This is a genomic window from Microbacterium flavum, from assembly GCF_018717645.1.
Lineage (GTDB): Bacteria > Actinomycetota > Actinomycetes > Actinomycetales > Microbacteriaceae > Microbacterium > Microbacterium flavum.
Window position 1 is genome coordinate 1 of the sequence record NZ_JAFLHG010000020.1, and the last position, 19,280, is coordinate 19,280.

Here is a 19,280-nt window from a genome sequence, read left to right on the forward strand (position 1 = left end):
GGCCCGCGGGGGCGTAGGACGGCGCATGCGCCCCGAACCCGTGTCCGCGGTCGTAGGCGGCGCGCGCCGCGGGCGTGCCGACGAGGTCCCAGGCGCGCTGCACCTGCACGAACACCGCGGCGTCGCCGCCGGTGTCGGGATGGGTCTGCCGCAGGCGCAGGCGGTACGCCTTGCGGAGGTCGTCGTCCGTGGCATCCGGCGCGCTCTGCAGCACCTCGTACGCCGACGCCGACAGCGGCGAATCGAACACCTGTCAGCCCCAGAGCGCCGCGGCGGGAACGGACGCGAGAGCAGTGGCGCCGATCCCCTCCGACAGCTCGTCGAGCGAGGCGGGATGCCACGCGGGCGTGCGGTCCTTGTCCACCACCTGCGCCCGGATCCCCTCGACGAGGTCGGGCTGGGTGTTCGCGAACCACAGGACGAGGCCGTACTCCTGCGCGAGCGCCGCCCTCAGATCGGGCAGCGTGCGCGCCGCGCGGACGGCGGCGAGGGTGACCGCGAGCGCGGTGGGCGAGAGCTCCTCGAGGGTCTGCGCCGCGCGCGCCGCCGCGGGCTCGCTGCGCGCGCGCAGGCGCTGCAGGATGCCGGGCACCGTGTCGGCCGCGAAGGTGTCGTCGATCCACTCCCGCGCCGCCGCGAGCGCGGAGGGCTCCGGGGTCTCGTCGAACAGGAGGACGAGTTCGGACGGGGTGCCCGGGTCGGCGCGTGTGCGGAGGGCGTCGACGAGGTCGCCCAGAAGATCGCTCGGGACGAGGGCATCGGCGAAACCGGCGTAGATCGCATCGGCGGCATCCATCGACGCCCCCGTCAGCGCGAGATACTCGCCGACGCGACCGGGGGCGCGGGCGAGCAGCCAGGATCCGCCCACGTCGGGGGTGAAGCCGATGCGCGTCTCGGGCATCGCGAGCCGGGAGCGCTCGGTGACGATCCGCACGGCCGCGTGCCCGGCCAGGCCGATGCCGCCGCCCATCGTGACGCCGTCGGCGAGCACGACGACGGGCTTCGGGTACTCCGCGATGCGCGCGTTGAGCGCGTACTCCGCGCGGAAGAAGTCGGCGGTGAGGTCCGCGCGCCCCGAGACGATCTGCTCGCGGAGGCCGCGGACGTCGCCCCCTGCGCATAGGCCGCGATCGCCGGCACCATCCAGGAGCACGATCGAGACCTCGGAATCGGTCTCCCAGGCATCCAGGGCGCGGGCCAGCTGCTCGATCATGTCGAGGTCGAGCGCGTTGATCGCACGGGGACGGTTGAGCGTCAGATGGCCGACGCCGTCGGCCGCGCGGGCGAGGACGGTCGGCTCGGCGTCGACGGGGGCAGTGGCGGCGTCGCGACCGGGTTCAGTGCTCACCCCGGCAACGTTACCCGGCGTCGCAGGGCGCAAGCCCCGCCGCGGAGGCGATACTCACGGAGTCCTCGACGCGCGCGGCGCGGCGGTTTCCGACAGGATGGGAAGAACGCCACCGCCGACGAGAGGTCCCCCATGCCCGACGGACACGTGCTCGAGTTCACCGACGTGACCAAGAGGTTCGGGGCGGTGTCGGCCGTCGACCGGCTGAGCGCGAGGGTGGAGCCGGGCACCGTGACCGGATTCCTCGGCCCGAACGGCGCGGGGAAGACGACGACCCTGCGCATCCTTCTCGGCCTCGTGCGGGCCACCTCGGGATCGGCCACGATCGGCGGCAAGAGGTACGCCGAACTCGAGCACCCGCTGCAGACCGTGGGGGCCGCGCTCGAGGCATCGAGCTTCCACCCGGGGCGGAGCGCCGCGAACCACCTGCGCGTCTACGCCCGCGCGGCCGCGATCAGCGACGCGCGCGTCGACGAGGTGCTCGGCCTGGTCGGACTGGCCGATGTCGCCGGCCGCAAGGTCGGCGGCTTCTCACTCGGGATGCGCCAGCGCTTGGGGCTCGCGTACACGCTTCTCGGCGATCCGGGAGTGCTCGTCCTCGACGAGCCGGCGAACGGGCTCGACCCCGAAGGCATCCGGTGGCTGCGCGGATTCCTGCGGAGCCTCGCTCAAGAGGGGCGCACCGTGCTGGTCTCGTCGCACATGCTCGCCGAGGTCCAGCAGACCGTCTCGGCGCTGCTCGTCATCTCGCGAGGCCGCCTCGTCTTCCAGGGGCAGATGTCCGATCTCACGCAGCCCGGCGACTACGCGACCGTCATCGACGCCCCCGACCGTGCCGCGCTGGCGGCGGCGCTGGATGCCGAGGGCATCGCGTACGAGCAGCTGCGCACCGGTTTCACGGTGCGCACGGCCGAGCCCGCCCGCCTCGGCGCGATCGCGGCGGACGCCGGCATCGCGCTCTCGAACCTCCAGCGCCGGGGCCCGGCGCTGGAGGAGGTCTTCCTCGACCTCGTCAACGGCACCCGCGTGCATGCGTCGGTCGCGGGGGCGACGCCTGCCGCTGCCGAGGTCGCCGCCGCCGCACCCGCCGCGGCCGCACCCGCCGACACCGCGGCGCCTCCCGAAGGCGACGCGACCCCACCCGCACCCGGGCCGGACCCCGGGGACGGCGCAGATGCCCCCGCCGCGGAACCCGCGCCGCGCACCCCGACGGTCGCCCCCGAGGTCGTCGAGGATCTCGACGACCCGGTGATCGCCCCGACGGAGGACGGCGTGCGCTGGGATGCCGGGCAGCCGCGCACCGAGTCCGACGCGGAGGCCGATGCGTTCTTCGCCCGCTACGACCACCTCACGGACGGCTCGGGACCGCACGGCGCTCCCGCGACCGCCCGCGACACCGCATCCCCCCGCAGCGACGCGACCCACGAAGGAGGGGAGCAGCGATGAGCCTCGTCCACGCCACCCGCTCCGAGCTGACCAAGCAGTTCACCACGTCGATCTGGTGGATCCTCGCGCTCATCCTCCTCCTGTACGTCGGAGTCACGGCGGGTGGTCTCGGTGCGACGTTCGCAGCGGTCGCCTCGGGCGTGATCGGCCCCGACACGATGAACGGTCCGGCGCCCTCGGCGGAGATGCTCGCGCCGCTCATCTACAGCCTCGCCACGTCCGTCGGCTACGTGTTCCCGCTCCTGATCGGAACGCTCCTGGTCACCGGCGAGTTCCGCCACAAGACCCTCACGCCCACCTTCCTCGCGACCCCTCGGCGCGGTATCGCGCTCGGCGGCAAGGTCACGGCCGGCCTCGTCATGGGCGGTCTGTACGCCGTCGTCGGGATCATCGCCGCGGTCGCTCCGGGAGCGGGCCTTCTCGCCGGGTTCGGCCTCGACGCGCAGCTCGGCTCGTCGGACACGTGGGCCCTCATCGGCCGCATGGTGCTCGCGTTCGTGCTCTGGGTGCTCGTCGGCATCGGCGCCGGGACGCTCATCCGCAACCAGGTCGCCGCGATCGTCGGCGTCCTCGCGTTCACGCAGTTCGTCGAGCCGATCGTTCGCACCGTCGCGAGCTTCGTCGACGGCCTCTCGACCGTCACGGAGTACCTCCCCGGCGCGGCATCCGACGCTCTCGTCGGCGCGAGCGTGTTCACCACGCTCGGCGGGGCGGGGGATGCCGGGGCCTCGCTCGCCTGGTGGGGCGGCGGGCTCCTGCTCCTCGGCTACGCCGCCGTGTTCCTCGTGCTCGGCTACCTCGTCAGCTGGCGCCGCGACGTCAGCTGACCGCTCAGGCGGTCGCGGGGCGCGGGGCCCGGCTCGCGCGCGGGCGACGCGCGCGAGGCGCCCGCGCCGCGATCTCGGCGACATCCTCCGCGACGTCGTCGCCGTCGAGGCGGAGCGCCCGCACGAGGGCGAGGCCGTGGCTGGTGGTGAGCACGAGCCGTGAGAACTCGGCATCCGCATCCAGGTCGATGACGGCGGCGGGATGACGCCGACGCACGACGACGAAATCGTCACCGCTGGCGGAGGCCCACGTCCCCATCGCGAACGCCCCCCGAACGAGAGTGCCAGGGCTCGGCACGCCGCGCAGCCACGTCCACGCGTCGTCGGTCAGCTGCACGCGACGGATGAGGTCGCGGGGCACCCGCACGGGATCGCTGCGGCGCGCGAGGGTCCGTTCGATCGGCGAGAGCGCGACCTCCAGCTGCGTCGAGTCCAGCAGCAGAGTCACCATGTCTTCAGTCTGCCAGCGCGCGCATGCCCGTTCGAGGATGAACCGACAACGATCCGATCTCGACGCGCCGCGTCCGCCCCGCGGAGGGGCACGGCCGGCTCAGACGGCGAACTCGTCCGTCGCGTGGGGCAGAGGGAAGTTCTGCACCGCGGCGATCAGTCCCTCGACGGTCTGCTCGCGGGCCACCGCGTTCACACCGAGTCCGGCCTTGCGGGCGTCCTTCGCCGTCCGCGGTCCGATCGCCGCGACGACGGTGGATGCCGGAATCTCGGGGAACTGGAGCCGCACCTGCTCGGCGACTGATCCACTCGTGACGAGGATCGCGTTGATGCGCCCCGACTCGACGTCGTGGGCGATGCGCTCTGTCACCGGCACGCCGACCGTGCGATAGGCGACGACGCTGCGCACGTCGTGACCGGCCTCGGTGAGCCGGCGCGTGAGGACGGGCTTGGCGATCTCGCTGCGGAGGGTGAGGATGCGGCGCGGCTCGGGTTCGAGATCGATCATCTGCGCGGCCATCCCGGCCGCCGAATTGTCTTCGTCGGGGACGAGGTCGACCCGGTAGCCCACGGCGGCCAGTGCGGTCGCGGTCGTCTCACCGACGGCGGCGACGCGCGTGGTGGCGGGGATCTGCGCGCGGTAGGCGTACAGGACGTCCACCGTCGTCGCGCTCGTGAGGGTGACCCAGTCGAAGATGCCCGATGCCAGGTCCGCGAGAGCGCGCTCGAGCGTCTCCTGGTCGGTGGAGGGGGCGAAGTTGATGAGGGGCGCGATCACGGGCACCGCGCCTTGACCGCGCAGCGTTGCGGCCACCGAGTCTCCCCACGGGCCGCCGCGCGGCACGAGCACACGCCACCCCTTGAGGGGCTTCGCGGGCTGTTGGTGGTGATTCATGCTCGACTCTCGTGCTGCTCGATCGGACACACGTCATCGCACATCCGACGTGTCGCACCCGATGCGGAGACGGCTGCGTCTTCGGGACGGCAGGTCGGCAGCCTCTGCATCGTCGCCACTGCCTGGTACACGAGCATACCCCCGCGTCGTGGCGCAGACGCGGTGGAGCTGGGACGGGGTGCGGTCAGCGCGTGTATGCGCGGACCATCCCCCACACGGCGAGCCCGACGGCGGCCGCCACGCCCACGACGGCGATGACGCCCTCGACGGGCTTGCTCTTCACGAACCCGCGGGCACCGGCCACGGCATCCTCCGTCGCCCGGGTGATCCGCTTGGGGACGTTGGACTTCTCCTCGATGGCGGCGAGCGCGGCCTTCAGCTCCGCCCGTGCCTTCTCGACGGGATCACTGATCCCGAGGGGGACCGCGGTGCGGGGAACAGGAACCTCAATACTCATCAGCCACGTCCTTCACGATGCGCGCGTCGACGGTGATCGCCTGTGCGGGGTTCTCCTTCTTGGCGAGCTTCTTGAACCGCTGCAGCCCGAGGAGCGCGGCCACGACGATGATCACGAGGAAGACCCCGACGACGATCAGCGACGCGACCCACGCCGGAATCCACGACGCCAGGCCGATGATGGCGAACGCGCCGAGAGCCGGGATCAGCCAGAAGAGGAAGAACAGCGCGACGATGAACCACACGCCGCCCAGACCGGCCTGCTTGCCGGCGCTCTTGGCCCAGCTCTTGGCCGAGTCGATCTCCGCGACGACGAGGTTGCGGACGAGTTCAGGGACTTCGCCGAGCAGCGTGAAGAGGCTGTCGTCGGAGCGATCGCGGAAGCCGCGAGGCGTGCTCATCTCAGGAGTCCGTCGCGGCGTGCGTGGCCGCGTGCGCGTCGGCCTTCGCATCGGGGACGGCCTTGTCGGCGGCCTTCTTCACCTCGGTCGCGGTCGCCTCCGCGCCGCGCGCGACATCGGCCTTCGAGTCCTTGCCCGCCTTGATCGCGGCATCCAGCTTCTGCCCCGGCGAGCCGTTCCTGGTGGCGGCCTTGGTCACTTTGACCGCGCCGTCCCAGATGGCCGAGGGAAGGGCGAGCGCAGCGGTCTTGCCGGCCTCGGCGACCTTTCCGACCTGCTTCTGCACGGGCGCGGTGTTCCACGCCTTCAGGAAACCCGACTTGATCTGCTCGTACCGCTCGCGCCCTGCGCGCGAACCCAGGACGTAGCCCGCGGCGAGCCCCACGACGATCCCGATCTTGCCCTTCATGGTGCTCCTCACGGTCGAACGGCGGTGGTGTCCTGACCAGGGTAACGCTGTATTCCGACGCGAGCATCCGTCCTTGTCTCCGGCGGCGTCCTTTGGTAGGGCGCGGGCGCGGGGCGGATGTCGCGCGCACGCCCCGCCCGCTCGTCAGTTCCGCCCGGGATCGTCCGCGTCGCCGCGGGGATCTCGGCCGTCGACCGCCGTCCGCGCTCCCCAGAGTGCAGCGCTGCGCTGGCGGTCGACCTCCTCGATCGCATCGGCGATGACCTGGCTCGTCCCGCTCCCTGCCAGCCACCCGCCGACGGCAGCGAGCCCGGGGGCCGTGGCGATCCGGGCGCGCACCTGCGCCACCTGCTCGGTGTGGCCGATCCGTGTCGCAGGGGGCGCCCAGGACGGCCGGCGCACCGCCGCCGCCCGGATGTCGCCGACCGGCGTGCCGAGGAGCTCGGCCGCGGCGCGCGACGCCTCGGAGATCGCCTCATCCTCGGTCTGGAAGCGCGTCGCCGCCCCGTCGGCGAGCGTGACGCGCAGGACGTGGCGGCCCGGTCCGGCCGCCGCGGCAAGGCCCGGCCACTCGGCGGTCGCGTGCACGAGGCCCGACGCCGGCGCGGCCGCCGGGTCGACGGGGTACACCGCGCGACCGCGCGGCGCGGCGTCGAGCTGGGGCGCCGCGACCACGAGCGTCACGACGACCGGCGCGGGGGTGGGCGCGTGGTCGCGCTCGGCGGGGCGGGGGATGGCGATCCCCGCCGTCTCCAGGAGGGCGCTCGCGTGAGCGGCATCCGTCGCGAGGACGACGACGTCCGCCGTCCTCGCTGTGCCGCTCGGGATGCCGTTCGCCTGATCGCCCGGCGGGTCGGGCTGCGCCCGGGGCGCGGCCTGCACGGCCCAGGCATCCCCGATCCGCTCCATCCGCTCGACCGGCTCTCCGGTGACGAGGGCGGCGTCGAAGTCGGCGAGACGACGGGCGAGCGCGTCGACGAGAACGCCGAGCCCGCCCCGGAGGGTGGTGCGCGGCGTGCGGGGCCGGTCCTCGCGCAGCGCGCCCACGGCACCCGTGAGCGACCCGACGCGCGTCAGGGCGGAACTCAGCCCGGGGGCGGCGGCGTCGACGTCGATCTCGTCGATTCCGACGCCGTGGACGCCGCGTGTCATCGGAGCGACGAGCCGATCGGCCACCCGATCGCCGAGGCGGGTGCGCACGAGCCGTCCGAGGCTGCGCTCGTGGCCGATCGTCAGCGGCGGCCGCAGGCGGTCGAGGTAGGCGCGCCACGCTCCCCCACCGCCGATCACCGCGCGGACATCCTCAGCCCACGGATTCGCCGGGATGCCGAGGAGCGTGTCCGTCGGCAGCGGCGCGGCGCCCGGCGCACCGGGCAGGCCGGTCACCCACACCGGCTGCGCGACGCCCTCCTCGACCGCGTCGCGCAGGTCGAGGTCGTCGATGAGCGCCGCGACGGCGGGATGGGTGAGCGGCAGAGTGTCGGCCACGAGGTCGACCGGCAGGCCGTCGAGCGCGGCCGTCTCGATGGCTCCCCCGAGGCGGTCGGATGCCTCGATCACCGTCACCGCCGCACCGATCTTCGCCCACTCGTACGCCGCGACGAGCCCGGCGAGACCCCCGCCGACCACGACGACCCGGGTGCCGCGGGCGCGACGCAGCGCATCCGTCGCGTCGGACTCCGTCGCGTCGGACTCCCGCGGTGTCTCGCTCATCCTTCCATCCTCGCACCGGCCGCCCCCGGCCCCGAGCGACCTCGAGTGGCGGGGTGCGGCATCCCCCTTCGGCGTTCCGAAAGCAGGCTGGATCGACCATCCGCCGCCCCAAGACGCGGCAGACGGCCGATCCGCCCTGCTTTCCGCACGCGGGCTGCGCCTGGACCAGGACCAGGACCTGGACGCCTTCCCCGCCGCGGGGTGGCGGGGAAGGCGCGACTGCGGCGATCCGCGTGCGGTGGGACGATGGATGCCATGGCCCTTCACATCACCGACGACGCCGCCGCCGATGCTCTGCTCACCGACAACCCGCTGGCGCTTCTCGTCGGCATGCTTCTCGACCAGCAGATCGCGATGGAGACCGCTTTCACCGGGCCCCTGAAGATCGAGGAGCGCACGGGCTCGCTCGACGCCCCGACCCTCGCCGGCTACGACCCCGACGCGCTGGCCGCGGTGTTCAAAGAGACCCCCGCCGTGCACCGCTTCCCCGGATCGATGGCCGGGCGCGTCCAGTCGCTGTGCCAGGCGCTCGTCGACGAGTGGGGCGGGGATGCCGCGTCCCTGTGGACCCAGCCGGACCCGGGTCAGAGCGAGGGGCCTGACGGTGCGACGGTGCTGAAGCGCCTCAAGGCCCTGCCGGGGTTCGGCGAGCAGAAGGCGAAGATCTTCCTGGCGCTGCTCGGCAAGCAGTACGGATTCACCGGTGCGGGGTGGCGCGAGGCATCCGCCCCCTACGGCGACGAGGGATCGTTCCGCTCCGTCGCCGACATCGTGTCACCCGAGTCGCTGACGAAGGTCCGTGAGCACAAGCGCGCGATGAAGGCCGCGGCGAAGGGCTCGACCGCGTCCTGAACCGCCCCGCCCGCGCGACCCGGGCGCGCCTCAGGCGCCGCGCAGGCGCTCGGCGAGGAACGCGACCAGACCGCCCAGCGCGATGCGCTCCTGGGCCATCGTGTCGCGGTCGCGGACGGTGACGGCGTCATCCTCGAGCGAGTCGAAGTCGACCGTGACGCAGTACGGCGTGCCGATCTCGTCCTGGCGGCGGTAACGGCGGCCGATCGCACCGGCGTCGTCGAAGTCGACGTTCCAGCCCTGGGCGCGCAGCTCGTCCGCCACGCGACGCGCGAGCGGCGACAGCCGCTCGTTGCGCGAGAGCGGGAGCACGGCGACCTTGACCGGCGCCAGCCGGGGGTCGAGCTTCAGCACGGTGCGCGCGTCCGTGCCGCCCTTCGCGTTGGGCACGTCCTCCTCGACGTAGGCGTCGACGAGGAACGCCATCATCGAGCGGGTGAGCCCGAAGGAGGGCTCGATGACGTAGGGGACGTAGGTCGTGCCGGATGCCTGGTCGAAGTACTGCAGCTTCTGACCGGATGCCTCGATGTGGGCGTTCAGATCGAAGTCGGTGCGGTTGGCGACGCCCATGAGCTCGCCCCACTCCTTGCCCGGGAAGCCGAACCGGTACTCGAAGTCGATCGTGCCGGCCGAGTAGTGGGCGCGCTCGTCTTCGGGGACGTCGAACTGGCGCATGTTCTGCGCGTCCATGCCGAGGTCGATGAACCAGTCCCAGCACGCCTGCACCCAGTGCTCGAACCACTGCTGCGCGTCGGCGGGCGGGGTGAAGAACTCGATCTCCATCTGCTCGAACTCGCGCGTGCGGAAGATGAAGTTGCCCGGCGTGATCTCGTTGCGGAAGGCCTTGCCCACCTGGCCGATGCCGAACGGCGGCTTCTTGCGCGACGCGGTGAGCACATTCGAGAAGTTGACGAAGATGCCCTGGGCCGTCTCGGGCCGGAGGTACTGCAGGCCCGATTCGTCGTCGACGACGCCGAGGTAGGTCTTCATGAGGCCGGAGAAGGAGCGCGGCTCCGTCCAGTTGCCGCGCTGGCCGGTCTCGGGGTCGGGGACCTCGTCCCAGCTCTCGGGCTCCCGGCCGCGCTTCGCGACGAACGCCTCCCACAGGTGGTCGGCGCGGTAGCGCTTGTGCGTGACGGTCGACTCGACCACCTCGTCGGCGAACGTCGCGACGTGACCGGATGCCTCCCACACGCGCTTGGGGAGGATGATCGAGGAGTCGAGGCCGACCATGTCGCCGCGTCCGCGGACGAACGTCTGCCACCACTGACGCCGGATGTTCTCCTTGAGCTCCGTGCCCAGGGGCCCGTAGTCCCACGCGGAGCGCGAGCCGCCGTAGATCTCACCGGCCTGGAACACGAACCCGCGATGACGGGCGAGGGCGATGACTTTGTCGAGGCGGGACTGCTCGGCCACAGGTGGCTCCAAATGGTCGTGTTTCGGGAGTGCGCGAGGCGCGGATGCCGCGGCGAGGCCTGCGCGCGGCATCCGTCCAGTCTAGTTCGTGCGCGCCGCCCCTCCGTGGAGAGCCCCGAGGCCGCAGCCCCGGGCGCTGAAGCCCCGAGGCCGCAGCCCCGGGGCGCATCGGGCCGGATTCGATCCGATGCTCAGGGAATGTGGTGCCCGGCCGCGCGGAACAGCTCGTACCACTCCGGGCGGGTGAGAGGCAGGTCCGAACCGAGGGCGGCCTCGGTGACGCGTCCGGGCGTCGTCGTGCCGAGGACGACCTGGATGCCCGCGGGATGCCGCGTGATCCACGCCGTCGCGATCGCGAGGGCCGGCACGTCGTACTGGGCGGCGAGCCGGTCGATGACGGCGTTCAGCTCGCGGTACGCCGACGAGCCGAGGAAGACCCCGGCATCCGTCCCCGACTGGAGAGGCGACCAGGCCTGCAGGGTGATGCCGTTGACCCGGCAGTAGTCGACGATGCCGCCGCCATCGATCGACGTCGACTGCGGCAGGCCCGACATGTTGGCGGCGATGCCCTGCGCGATGGCGGGAGCATGCGGCAGCGACAGCTGAATCTGGTTCGCGACGAGGGGCTGGCGCAGCGCCGAGCGGAGCAGGTCGATCTGCCGCGGCGTGTGGTTCGAGACACCGAAGGCGCGCACCTTGCCGCTCTGCTCGAGGTCGTCGAACGCACGGGCGACCTCGTCGGGCTCGACGAGCGCGTCGGGGCGGTGGAGCAGAAGGATGTCGATGTAGTCGGTGCCGAGCGCGGACAGCGAGCCCTCGACCGACGAGACGATGTGCTCGTAGGAGAAGTCGTAGTACGGCCCGTCCTTCACGATGCCGGCCTTCGTCTGCAGCGTGATCTCGGCACGCTCCGCGGGGCTCAGCCGCATGGCCTCCGCGAAGCGCCGTTCGCAGTCGTGGAGCGCGGGACCGTAGATGTCGGCGTGGTCGAAGAAGTCGATGCCGGCATCTCGCGCCGCGCCGACCAGGGCGCGCACCTCCTCGTCGGTCGAGGAGGCGATGCGCATGAGGCCGAGGACGACGTTCGGCGCGGTGGTGGCGGTGGACCCGAGGGCGACCCTCTTCACAGCTGACATCCGACGATGCTAACTCGGCCTCTCCCGCCGGTGAAGGCCCCTCGCGGGCAGCGGGACGCACTGCCAGGCTGGGCGGCATGGATGCCCGCGACGAGACCCGCGAACAGATGTGGCCGGCGCTGCCGGTCGCCGCCTGGCAGGACACCCGCGACACGCTGCAGCTGTGGACGCAGATGGTCGGGAAGCTCCGGATGGAGCTCACGCCCATGGTGAACCACTGGTGGAACGTGCCGCTGTACGTGGATGCGCGTGGCCTCACGACCTCGCTCATGCCGTGCGGCGCGCACGGGCTGGAGGTGCGGTTCGACTTCCTCGCAGACGAGCTGGTCTTCGAGCGGACCGACGGCCGGCGACGAGCGATGGCGCTGCGGCCGCGCACGGTGGCCGACTTCTATCGCGAATTCGTCGAGGTGCTGCAGGACCTCGACGTCCCGGCGCAGATCTACCCGGTGCCGGTCGAGATCGCCGAGGCGATCCCGTTCCCGGACGACGAGACGCACGGCTCCTACGACGCGGAGGCGGTGCGGGCGTTCTGGCGCTCGCTCGTCTCGGCGGCGCGGGTGCTGGCCGTCTTCCGCGCGGAGTGGGAGGGCAAGGCCAGCCCCGTGCACTTCTTCTGGGGCGCCTTCGATCTCGCCGTGTCGCGATTCAGCGGCCGCCCCGCCCCGCAGCATCCCGGCGGCGTGGCGAACTGCCCCGACTGGGTGATGTACGAGGCGTACGACTCCGAGGTCTCCAGCGCCGGCTATTGGCCGGGCGGGGCCGACGAAGGAGCGTTCTACTCGTACACCTACCCCGAGCCGGCGGGGTTCCGTGACCGCGACCTCGGCGTTCCTCACGCGGCGTTCGACACCGACCTCGGGGAGTTCATCCTCCCGTACCGCGCGGTACGCGAAGCGGATGATCCTGGGGCGCTGGTGCTCGCGTTCCTCCGGGCCACCTACCTCGCGGGGTCGGAGACGGGCGGGTGGCCGCAGGCCGCGGACGGGGCGGTCAGCTGAGGAAGGTGATCGTCAGCGGGTAGCGGTACCACTCGCCGCGGTTCGCCTTCAGCGCCGCGATGATCGAGAACACGATGTTCAGGACCCAGATGGCGCCGAGGGTGAGGAAGCCGATGCCCACGAGGCTCAGCACCGATCCGACGACGGAGGCGATGAGCAGGGTCAGCTGGAAGTTCAGCGCTGTCGCCGTGTGCGCGCGGACGAACGGACCGCGGTCCTTCAGCACGAGGTAGCCGATCAGGGCGGGCACGAAGCTGAAGAAGATGCCGCCCACGTGGACGAGAGTGGCCCAGAGCTTCTCGTCGGACGGGCTCAGCGGCTGCACGGGCTGGTAGCCGCCGTACGGGGGCTGCGCCGGGTACGGAGGCTGCTGCGGCGGAACGTTCGGCGGAGTGGTCATGTCATCCAGCCTAGGCTCGGCCCCGCGCACTCGGCACCGGGATAACCGGAGTCCTCGGGCACGGGAGACCCTCGGCCGGGCCGCGGTCGCACCCGCGGACCCGTCCGCCGGACGCCCCCGAGAGGATTCTCGCTAGGGTCGGAGAAACCCCTCGAAAAGGAGTGCCGTGGACATCCTCGCCACCGGTGGGACCCTGGTGATCGCCTCGATCGCCGTCGTCGCCGCCATCATCCTGCTGATCTTCCTCCTCATCATGGTGCGCGCCTGGTACAAGGTCGCGAAGGCCGACCAGGCCCTGGTGGTGGTCGGCAAGAGCCAGAAGAGCGCGTCGGGAGAGTCGTCCCGAATCTCCGTGATCACCGGTGGCGGCGCCCTCGTGAACCCCCTGACCCAGCGCGCCGAGATGATCTCGCTGCGCGCCCGGCAGATCAAGATGGAGCCGACGGCGCAGGCATCCAACGGCGTCACGGTCAACGTGTCGGGAGTCGCGCTCGTGAAGATCGGGTCCGACCCGGAGTTCGTCCGACGCGCCGCCGAGCGCTTCCTCTCCCAGGACGGCGCGATCGAGCAGTTCACCACCGAGCAGCTGGAGGGCGCGCTGCGCGGCGTCGTGGCGACGCTGACCGTCGAGCAGCTCATGAAGGACCGGCAGAAGCTGTCGGATCAGATCGCCGAGGGGATCAAGAGCGACCTGCTGGCACAGGGTCTGATCCTCGACTCTTTCCAGATCCAGGGCGTCACCGACAAGAACGGCTACATCGACGCGCTCGGCGCGACGGAGGTCGAGCGTGTGCGGCGCGAGGCCGAGGTCGCCCGCATCAATGCGGCGCGTGAAGTGCGCGCCCGCCAGATCGCGACCGATGAGGCGAACCTGATCGAGCAGACCGCGTTCGACAAGAACTCCGCCGCGGCCGCCGCCGAGGTCGGGCGCGCCCGAGCGGAGGCCGACCAGGCCGAGGCGCTGGCCCGCGCCGAGCGCGAGCAGGCCGTGCTCCTGCAGGGCGCCGAGAACAAGCAGGCGCAGCTCGACGCCGACATCAAGAAGGTCGCCGACGCCTCGCTCTACGAGCGGCAGCGTTCGGCGGATGCCGCGGCGTACGGCGAGGTCAAGGCCGCCGAGGCCCGCGCCCAGATCGCGGCGCAGGAGGCGGAGGCCACGCGCCTGCGCGCCCAGGCCGAGGCCGATGCCGTGCGACTGGTCGGCGAGGCGCGCGCGTCGGCGATCGAGGCCGAGGCGGAGGCGCTCTCGAAGAACCAGGAGGCGCTGCTGGCCCAGCGTGCGCTCGAAGCGCTCGTGCCGATGATGACCGAGTTCGCCCGCGGGTTCGACAAGGTCGGCTCGATCACGGTGCTGGGCGGCCAGGGGGCATCCAGCCACATCGCCGCGGAGTCGGCGTCGAGCATGCGTGCGAGCTTCGACGCGATCGAGGCGGCGACCGGGATCGACCTGCGTCAGGTGATCCAGGGGCAGGCGACCGGGCGCGGCATCGCGCAGGGCATCCGGCAGGATGCCGCGGGAGCGGGAGTGTCCTCGCCGGGAGCGGGAGCGGGCGCCGGCACCGACCCCGAGGCAGGGCAGGAGCGGGCGGAGGAGATCGGCGCCGCGTTCGCCGCGGCGAACACCGAGGCGGGCTGAGGCTCGACGGCGGATCGGTCAGCCTGCGCACCAGTCGCTGACCCAGGTCAGCAGGCGCGCGGTGAGGTCGGGCGGCGCTGCGAGCAGGAACTGGCCGACCTCACCGTCGACCACGACGTCGACCGCGAACACCGTGCCCCGTTTGTTCTCCTGCACGGCGTGCGGGTCGCACCGCGCGGGCAGGATCCGCAGCGGGATGCTGCGCGCCGCGCCGTCGGCGCGGATGCCGCTGTCGCCGAGCGGCAGCACGCCGTCCGCGAGCCCCTCGAAGGTCAGCAGGTTGGTCTCTCGGATGTCGACGAGGGTGACCGCGGCACCCGCGCCCGATTTCCCTGCCGAGGGCGCGATCGTCAGCTCGAGGGTCGCCGGAGTACTCGGGCTGGACGGGGTGAAGACGCCGAACGAGACGTCCCCCGCGGCCGCGACCGCCTGGGCGACGCAGTCGCGGCGGTGCACCTCGTCCAGGAACGGGAAGAGCTCGGGCGCGGCCACCACGGCGGTGCCGGAGCGTCCGCCCGTCTCGTAGTCGAAGGTCACGGTGGAGATCGGATCGGCGCCGCCGGGGCATGCGGCATCCGGCAGCTGCACGCGGATGTCGGCCGTCGCGCCCGCCGCGAGCGCGGAGGTGCGCGGCACGACCCGGGTGGCCGACGCCGCGAACCGCGGGTCGTCGAGGCGCACCTCCCCCACCTCCAGCGGCGCGTCGGACCCGTTGTGGATGCGGAGCTCGGCCTGCCGGCCGGCCACGTCCGAGCGCTGCTGCGTCACGACGACGGTCACGCCGTCCGGCGGTCCGGGCGGCGTGGCGCCCGACGGGGCGGGCGGGGCGGGAGCCGTGCAGCCCGTCAGCGCCGCCAGTGCGACGAGCAGCGCAGCGGCCGCGCGGAACTGCATCCGCGCGCCGCGCCGACGGCCGCTGAGCCCTCTGCCGCGCCCCTCGCGGCCCCGATCCGGCGGAGTTCTGCACACGGCGAGATCCTCACCGGCGCAGTTCGACCCGGTCGATCGTGACGTCGTCCAGGGCGATCGGGTCGATGTCGATGCCGAGCCCGGGCCCGGTCGGCACGCGGACGTGGCCGTCCTCGAGGACGATCGGATCGGTGACGATGTCGCGCGTGTAGAAGCGATCGGAGGCGGAGACGTCGCCCGGAAGGGTGAACCCCGGCAGGGCGGCGAGCGCCGCGTTGGCCGCGCGGCCGATGCCCGTCTCGAGCATTCCGCCGCACCAGACGGGCACGCCGGCCTCACGGCAGAGGTCGTGGATCCGCACCGCCTCGAGGTAGCCTCCGACGCGTCCCGCCTTGATGTTGATGACGGACGCCGAGCCGAGGGCGAGCGCGTCGGCGGCGGCTTTGAGCGAGGTGATCGACTCGTCGAGGCAGACCGGGGTGCGCAGGCGCCGAGCGAGCGCGGCGTGGTCGACGAGGTCGTCCTCCTGCAGCGGCTGCTCGATCAGGAGCAGGTCGAACCGGTCGAGCTCGGCGAGCAGGTCGGCGTCGGCCAGCGTGTAGGCGGAGTTGGCATCCACCTGCAGTCGGATGCCGCCGAACGCGTCGCGCACGGCGGCTGTGTCGGCGAGGTCGCGGCCGGGCTTGATCTTGATCTTGATGCGCACGTAGCCCTGGTCGAGGTAGCCGCCGACCGCCTCGACGAGGGCGTCGGGGTCGCGCTGGATGCCGACGGAGACCCCGCTCGGCACGCGGTCCACCGTCGCGCCCAGGTATTCGCCGAGCGGACGGCTCTCGGCCCGCAGCGCCGCGTCGAGGACGGCGAGTTCGAGGCCGGCCTTGACCATGCGGTGCCCGACGACGGGCTCGAGGAGGCGGGGGACGTCATCCGGCGCGAGGGTCCGTGCGTCGAGCAGCGCCGGAGCGAGGAAGCGCTGCGCGACATCCCACGCGCCGTGCGTGTATTCGCTGGAGTAGTACGGCTCCGCCGAGGTGACGATCTCGCCCCAGCCGTCGCCGTCCGTGGTGCGGGCGCGGACCACGATGACCTCGCGGACGCTCTCGGTGCCGAACGAGGTCGTGAACGGGCTGACCAGCGGCAGGTGGAGGACGCGCAGCTCGATCGCCTCGAGGGTGACCGGAGCGGCGGGGCGGGAGATCGGCATGGCGACAGGGTACGCCCGCGGCGACCTCCGGCCCGCCGGGCGCGGGCTGTGAGGGGCGCCGCGCGCCGCGAAAGCAGGGCCGATCGCGCCTCGAGGGGTGCGCCGCACCCCGGGGCGAGGATCGGCCCTGCTTCCGGAACGTCTCGCGGGCCGAAGGCATCGGCCCGCGGACCAGACCGGCCGTCAGTTGAGAGGGCGCGTCCCCTCGGGCAGGCCGCCGCCGGCGTGCACGTCGCGGACGAGGTCTTGGAGGGCGGTCAGGGCGACGCGCTGGCTCCACGGTCCGTACGAGACGCGGGCGACGCCCAGCTCCTGCAGCCGCGCGAGCGGGAGGGATCCGGGGACGCCGATCATGGTGAGCCGCTGCGGGCCGAACGCATCCACGAGCGTCGTCACCTGCGCCTCGTCGAGGAGACCCGGCACGAACACGACCGGGGCCCCGGCATCGAGGTACGCACGGCCGCGGGTCACGGCGTCGGCGAGGTCCTCCTCGGGCGAGCGGTCGCCGCCGCGCACGAACGCATCGGTGCGCGCGTTGAGGACGAAGCGGATGCCTTCGGCCTCGCCGGCGCGCATCGCCGCCTCCACGCCGCGCACCGCCTCGTCGAGCGGCTTCAGCTGGTCCTCGATGTTCGCACCGACGATGCCGACGCCGATGGCGCGTCGGACGGTCTCGCCGATGTCTCCGTACCCCGCCTCGAGGTCGGCGGAGACCGGTATATCGACGGCGTCGACGATGCGGGCGATCATCTGCAGGTGCAGGTCGAGCGGGATGTTCTCGCCGTCGTCGTACCCGAAGGTCGCGGCGATCGAGTGGCTCGCGGTCGCGAGCGCGGTCGTCCCCGGCTCGGAGGCGACGACGGCTGCCGAGACGGCATCCCACACATTCACGACGGTGAGGATCTCGGATGCCTCGTGCAGGCTCAGCAGGCGTTCGGCGTCAGTGCGGACGGTCATGGGGGTGCTCCTACGGGTCGGGTCAGGTCGGTCGGGTGGGAATCGAGGTCGGGTGAGCCGCGCGCGGGATCAGTCGTCGACGACGGTGACCGTCACGTCGATGTTGCCCCGGGTGGCGTTCGAGTACGGGCACACCTGGTGTGCGGCATCCGCGAGCTGCTGGGCGACATCGTGGTCGACGTCGGGGATGTTGACCTCGAGTTCGACGGCGAGACCGAATCCGCCCTGGCCGTTCGGGCCGATCCCGACGCGCGAACCGACCGAGGAGCCCTCGATCGCGACCTTCTGGGCCCGAGCGACCGACTGCAGGGCGCTGTGGAAGCAGGCGGCGTACCCCGCCGCGAAGAGCAGTTCGGGGTTCGGCGCCCCGCCGGTGCCGCCCATCTCCTTCGGAACGCGCACATCGACGTCGAGGATGCCGTCGGCTGTGCGCACGTGGCCGTTGCGGCCGCCGCCGGTGGCGAGTGCTTCTGCGGTGTAGAGGATGTCCATGGGATTCCTTTCGGTGGCCCGGTCGTGCCGGGCACGTGGTCGCGCGAGTCGCGCGGGGTGGGGTCGGGAGCGGGCGGGCGGGGGTGGATGGGGCGGCCCGTCGCCGTCAGGCGGCGGTACGGAGGTCGGATGCCAGTGCGCGCATGTTCGCGGTGATCGCGGCGAGCTGGTCGAGGAGGTCGCGAAGGCTCCGGCCGCTGTCGACGAACGCGGGAACGAGGCATCCGGCGGCTTCGACGACCTCGTCGTGGACGGTGCGGCCGGCGTCAGTGAGCCCCACAAGGACGACGCGCTCATCGCCCTGGTCACGGCGACGGTCGACGAGGCCGCGGTCGGCGAGCCGTCTCAGAAGCGGGGAGAGGGTGCCCGAGTCGAGCCCCAGCTCGTCGCCGAGCTGGCCGACGGTGCGCTCTCCCGTCGCGAGGACGACCAGGGCGAGGTACTGGGGGTAGGTGAGCTTCCAGGGCTTCAGCACTTCGCGGTAGGCCTGCGTCGTCGCGTGCGAGGCGGTGTACATCGCGAAGCAGACGAAGTCATCGACGGCGGGGCTGGTCATGAATGTCATGGTTGCACACAATTGAATTGTGCGCAATCAATTTGCCGGCGGCACACGAGCGCCGAGAGACGCGGCCTCCGATAGCGTCGACGACGTGACAGGACCGTCGAGGGGGATGACGCAGCCGGCGACGTCGGCGACGCGCCCCGGGCGCGGCCTGAGCCCGGCCGTCGCCGTGGTGGTCGGCGCCGTGCTGGCATTCCTCATCGCCCCTGCATCCGTGGGACTCTTCCGCGAAGCCCTTCACAACAACTGCTCGTGGGGCATCGGCGGCGCGTGGGGCCACGAGGGCACCTGGGCGTGCGGAGACGGCATCGGATACCTCGGCGTGGCGTTCGGCATCGGCGGGGTGTCGGCGCTTCTCCTTCTCGCCGGGCTCCTCGCGGCCATAGCCCCACCCACACGGGGACGCACGGCCACGTATCTGACCCTCGCCGCGATCTCCCTGGGGTGGTTCGCCTGGTGGAGCTTCTCCAGCACCGTCGCCTACACGGGGCCACGACCGGCAGGCGAGACGGGCGCTGGCCTGTGGATGGCCGTCGTGCTCCCCGGGCTCGCACTGTGCTCGCTCGGACTCTTTGTGGGGGCCATGGGCTGCCTGACGCGGCGTCGATGGTCGTCGGCGGCAGTGTGGAGCGGCGTGGGCCTGATGGTGATGGGCACCGCCCTTCAGCCCGGCATCGGCATCGCGACCGCCGTGTCCGCCGGGATGCTGGCAGCAGCCGCGACCGGTGGAGGAAGGGCGCGCTGAGCAGCTCCCGGCCGAGTGAGGATGG

Annotated in this window: 22 protein-coding genes; 6 read left to right on the forward strand and 16 right to left on the reverse strand. The window is 72.3% G+C overall.

The genetic code is table 11. The features are described from left to right. Both J0P97_RS15140 and J0P97_RS15145 read right to left on the reverse strand, forming a co-directional pair. Positions 1–250 (reverse strand): J domain-containing protein (locus J0P97_RS15140; RefSeq protein ID WP_215488628.1); only part of this gene is annotated, 250 nt, incomplete at its 3' end. A 3-nt stretch (positions 251–253) separates the two neighbouring features. Continuing rightward, positions 254–1,348, reverse strand: coding sequence for an enoyl-CoA hydratase/isomerase family protein (locus J0P97_RS15145; RefSeq protein WP_215488629.1), 1,095 nt, complete (start codon positions 1,346–1,348; stop codon positions 254–256). 132 nt (positions 1,349–1,480) lie between these two features. Here J0P97_RS15145 and J0P97_RS15150 point away from each other — a divergent pair, with 132 nt between their 5' ends. Together J0P97_RS15150 and J0P97_RS15155 are read left to right on the forward strand one after the other, a co-directional pair. After that, positions 1,481–2,794: an ATP-binding cassette domain-containing protein gene (locus tag J0P97_RS15150; protein ID WP_246540653.1), complete on the forward strand. Its 1,314-nt coding sequence runs from the start codon at positions 1,481–1,483 to the stop codon at positions 2,792–2,794. Further along, positions 2,791–3,621 (forward strand): ABC-2 transporter permease, encoded by an 831-nt coding sequence (locus tag J0P97_RS15155; RefSeq protein ID WP_215488630.1) that lies wholly within the window; start codon positions 2,791–2,793, stop codon positions 3,619–3,621. The genes J0P97_RS15150 and J0P97_RS15155 overlap by 4 nt, the downstream gene beginning before the upstream one ends. Positions 3,622–3,625: 4 nt before the next feature. Here the strand turns inward: J0P97_RS15155 and J0P97_RS15160 are convergent, their stop codons facing one another. From J0P97_RS15160 to J0P97_RS15185, 6 genes are all read right to left on the reverse strand, one after another. Then, complete coding sequence (locus J0P97_RS15160) at positions 3,626–4,072, reverse strand: hypothetical protein (RefSeq protein ID WP_215488631.1); 447 nt, start codon at positions 4,070–4,072, stop codon at positions 3,626–3,628. A gap of 99 nt (positions 4,073–4,171) precedes the next feature. Continuing rightward, on the reverse strand, positions 4,172–4,966 hold the full coding sequence (locus J0P97_RS15165; protein WP_215488632.1) for a uroporphyrinogen-III synthase: 795 nt from the start codon (positions 4,964–4,966) through the stop codon (positions 4,172–4,174). 184 nt (positions 4,967–5,150) lie between these two features. After that, on the reverse strand, positions 5,151–5,423 hold the full coding sequence (locus tag J0P97_RS15170; protein WP_215488633.1) for a hypothetical protein: 273 nt from the start codon (positions 5,421–5,423) through the stop codon (positions 5,151–5,153). Then, positions 5,413–5,823 (reverse strand): phage holin family protein, encoded by a 411-nt coding sequence (locus J0P97_RS15175; RefSeq protein WP_215488634.1) that lies wholly within the window; start codon positions 5,821–5,823, stop codon positions 5,413–5,415. Before J0P97_RS15175 ends, J0P97_RS15170 begins: the two co-directional genes overlap by 11 nt. Position 5,824: 1 nt before the next feature. Further along, positions 5,825–6,232, reverse strand: coding sequence for a hypothetical protein (locus tag J0P97_RS15180; RefSeq protein WP_215488635.1), 408 nt, complete (start codon positions 6,230–6,232; stop codon positions 5,825–5,827). Between the two features lie 144 nt (positions 6,233–6,376). Next, positions 6,377–7,945 carry a protoporphyrinogen/coproporphyrinogen oxidase gene (locus J0P97_RS15185; RefSeq protein ID WP_215488636.1) on the reverse strand — a complete coding sequence of 523 codons (1,569 nt, stop codon included), beginning with the start codon at positions 7,943–7,945 and terminating at the stop codon, positions 6,377–6,379. A 255-nt stretch (positions 7,946–8,200) separates the two neighbouring features. On the opposite strand from J0P97_RS15185, the gene J0P97_RS15190 reads away from it, so the two are divergent. After that, a complete protein-coding gene (locus J0P97_RS15190; RefSeq protein ID WP_215488637.1) occupies positions 8,201–8,797 on the forward strand; it encodes an HhH-GPD-type base excision DNA repair protein in 597 nt (198 codons plus the stop codon). 30 nt (positions 8,798–8,827) lie between these two features. Here J0P97_RS15190 and J0P97_RS15195 read toward each other — a convergent pair whose 3' ends face one another. Together J0P97_RS15195 and J0P97_RS15200 are read right to left on the reverse strand one after the other, a co-directional pair. After that, positions 8,828–10,213 carry a glycine--tRNA ligase gene (locus J0P97_RS15195; RefSeq protein ID WP_282837799.1) on the reverse strand — a complete coding sequence of 462 codons (1,386 nt, stop codon included), beginning with the start codon at positions 10,211–10,213 and terminating at the stop codon, positions 8,828–8,830. 191 nt (positions 10,214–10,404) lie between these two features. Next, complete coding sequence (locus tag J0P97_RS15200; protein ID WP_215488639.1) at positions 10,405–11,349, reverse strand: aldo/keto reductase; 945 nt, start codon at positions 11,347–11,349, stop codon at positions 10,405–10,407. 77 nt (positions 11,350–11,426) lie between these two features. Here J0P97_RS15200 and J0P97_RS15205 point away from each other — a divergent pair, with 77 nt between their 5' ends. Then, complete coding sequence (locus J0P97_RS15205) at positions 11,427–12,350, forward strand: DUF5996 family protein (protein WP_246540654.1); 924 nt, start codon at positions 11,427–11,429, stop codon at positions 12,348–12,350. Here J0P97_RS15205 and J0P97_RS15210 read toward each other — a convergent pair. Next, the gene (locus tag J0P97_RS15210; protein WP_215488640.1) at positions 12,343–12,750 is read right to left on the reverse strand and encodes a DUF4870 domain-containing protein; all 408 of its coding nucleotides are present in this window, start codon (positions 12,748–12,750) and stop codon (positions 12,343–12,345) included. The two genes, J0P97_RS15205 and J0P97_RS15210, sit on opposite strands and share 8 nt — an antisense overlap. A 196-nt stretch (positions 12,751–12,946) precedes the next feature. Between J0P97_RS15210 and J0P97_RS15215 the strand changes: the two genes are divergently transcribed. Then, positions 12,947–14,386 (forward strand): SPFH domain-containing protein, encoded by a 1,440-nt coding sequence (locus J0P97_RS15215; protein ID WP_372449725.1) that lies wholly within the window; start codon positions 12,947–12,949, stop codon positions 14,384–14,386. A gap of 18 nt (positions 14,387–14,404) precedes the next feature. On the opposite strand, the gene J0P97_RS15220 is transcribed toward J0P97_RS15215, so the two are convergent. From J0P97_RS15220 to J0P97_RS15240, 5 genes are all read right to left on the reverse strand, one after another. Continuing rightward, positions 14,405–15,355, reverse strand: a complete 951-nt coding sequence (locus tag J0P97_RS15220) for a hypothetical protein (protein ID WP_282837797.1) — start codon at positions 15,353–15,355, stop codon at positions 14,405–14,407. A 10-nt stretch (positions 15,356–15,365) separates the two neighbouring features. Beyond that, a complete protein-coding gene (menC, locus tag J0P97_RS15225; protein WP_215488641.1) occupies positions 15,366–16,499 on the reverse strand; it encodes an o-succinylbenzoate synthase in 1,134 nt (377 codons plus the stop codon). Positions 16,500–16,682: 183 nt separating this feature from the next. Further along, a complete protein-coding gene (locus J0P97_RS15230) occupies positions 16,683–17,456 on the reverse strand; it encodes an isocitrate lyase/PEP mutase family protein (protein ID WP_215488642.1) in 774 nt (257 codons plus the stop codon). 69 nt (positions 17,457–17,525) lie between these two features. Beyond that, positions 17,526–17,948, reverse strand: coding sequence for an organic hydroperoxide resistance protein (locus J0P97_RS15235; protein WP_215488643.1), 423 nt, complete (start codon positions 17,946–17,948; stop codon positions 17,526–17,528). A 106-nt stretch (positions 17,949–18,054) separates the two neighbouring features. Then, positions 18,055–18,504 (reverse strand): MarR family winged helix-turn-helix transcriptional regulator, encoded by a 450-nt coding sequence (locus J0P97_RS15240; protein ID WP_215488644.1) that lies wholly within the window; start codon positions 18,502–18,504, stop codon positions 18,055–18,057. A 94-nt stretch (positions 18,505–18,598) separates the two neighbouring features. Here J0P97_RS15240 and J0P97_RS15970 point away from each other — a divergent pair, with 94 nt between their 5' ends. Beyond that, positions 18,599–19,255, forward strand: coding sequence for a hypothetical protein (locus tag J0P97_RS15970; protein ID WP_215488645.1), 657 nt, complete (start codon positions 18,599–18,601; stop codon positions 19,253–19,255). The last annotated feature ends 25 nt before the right edge of the window (positions 19,256–19,280 follow it).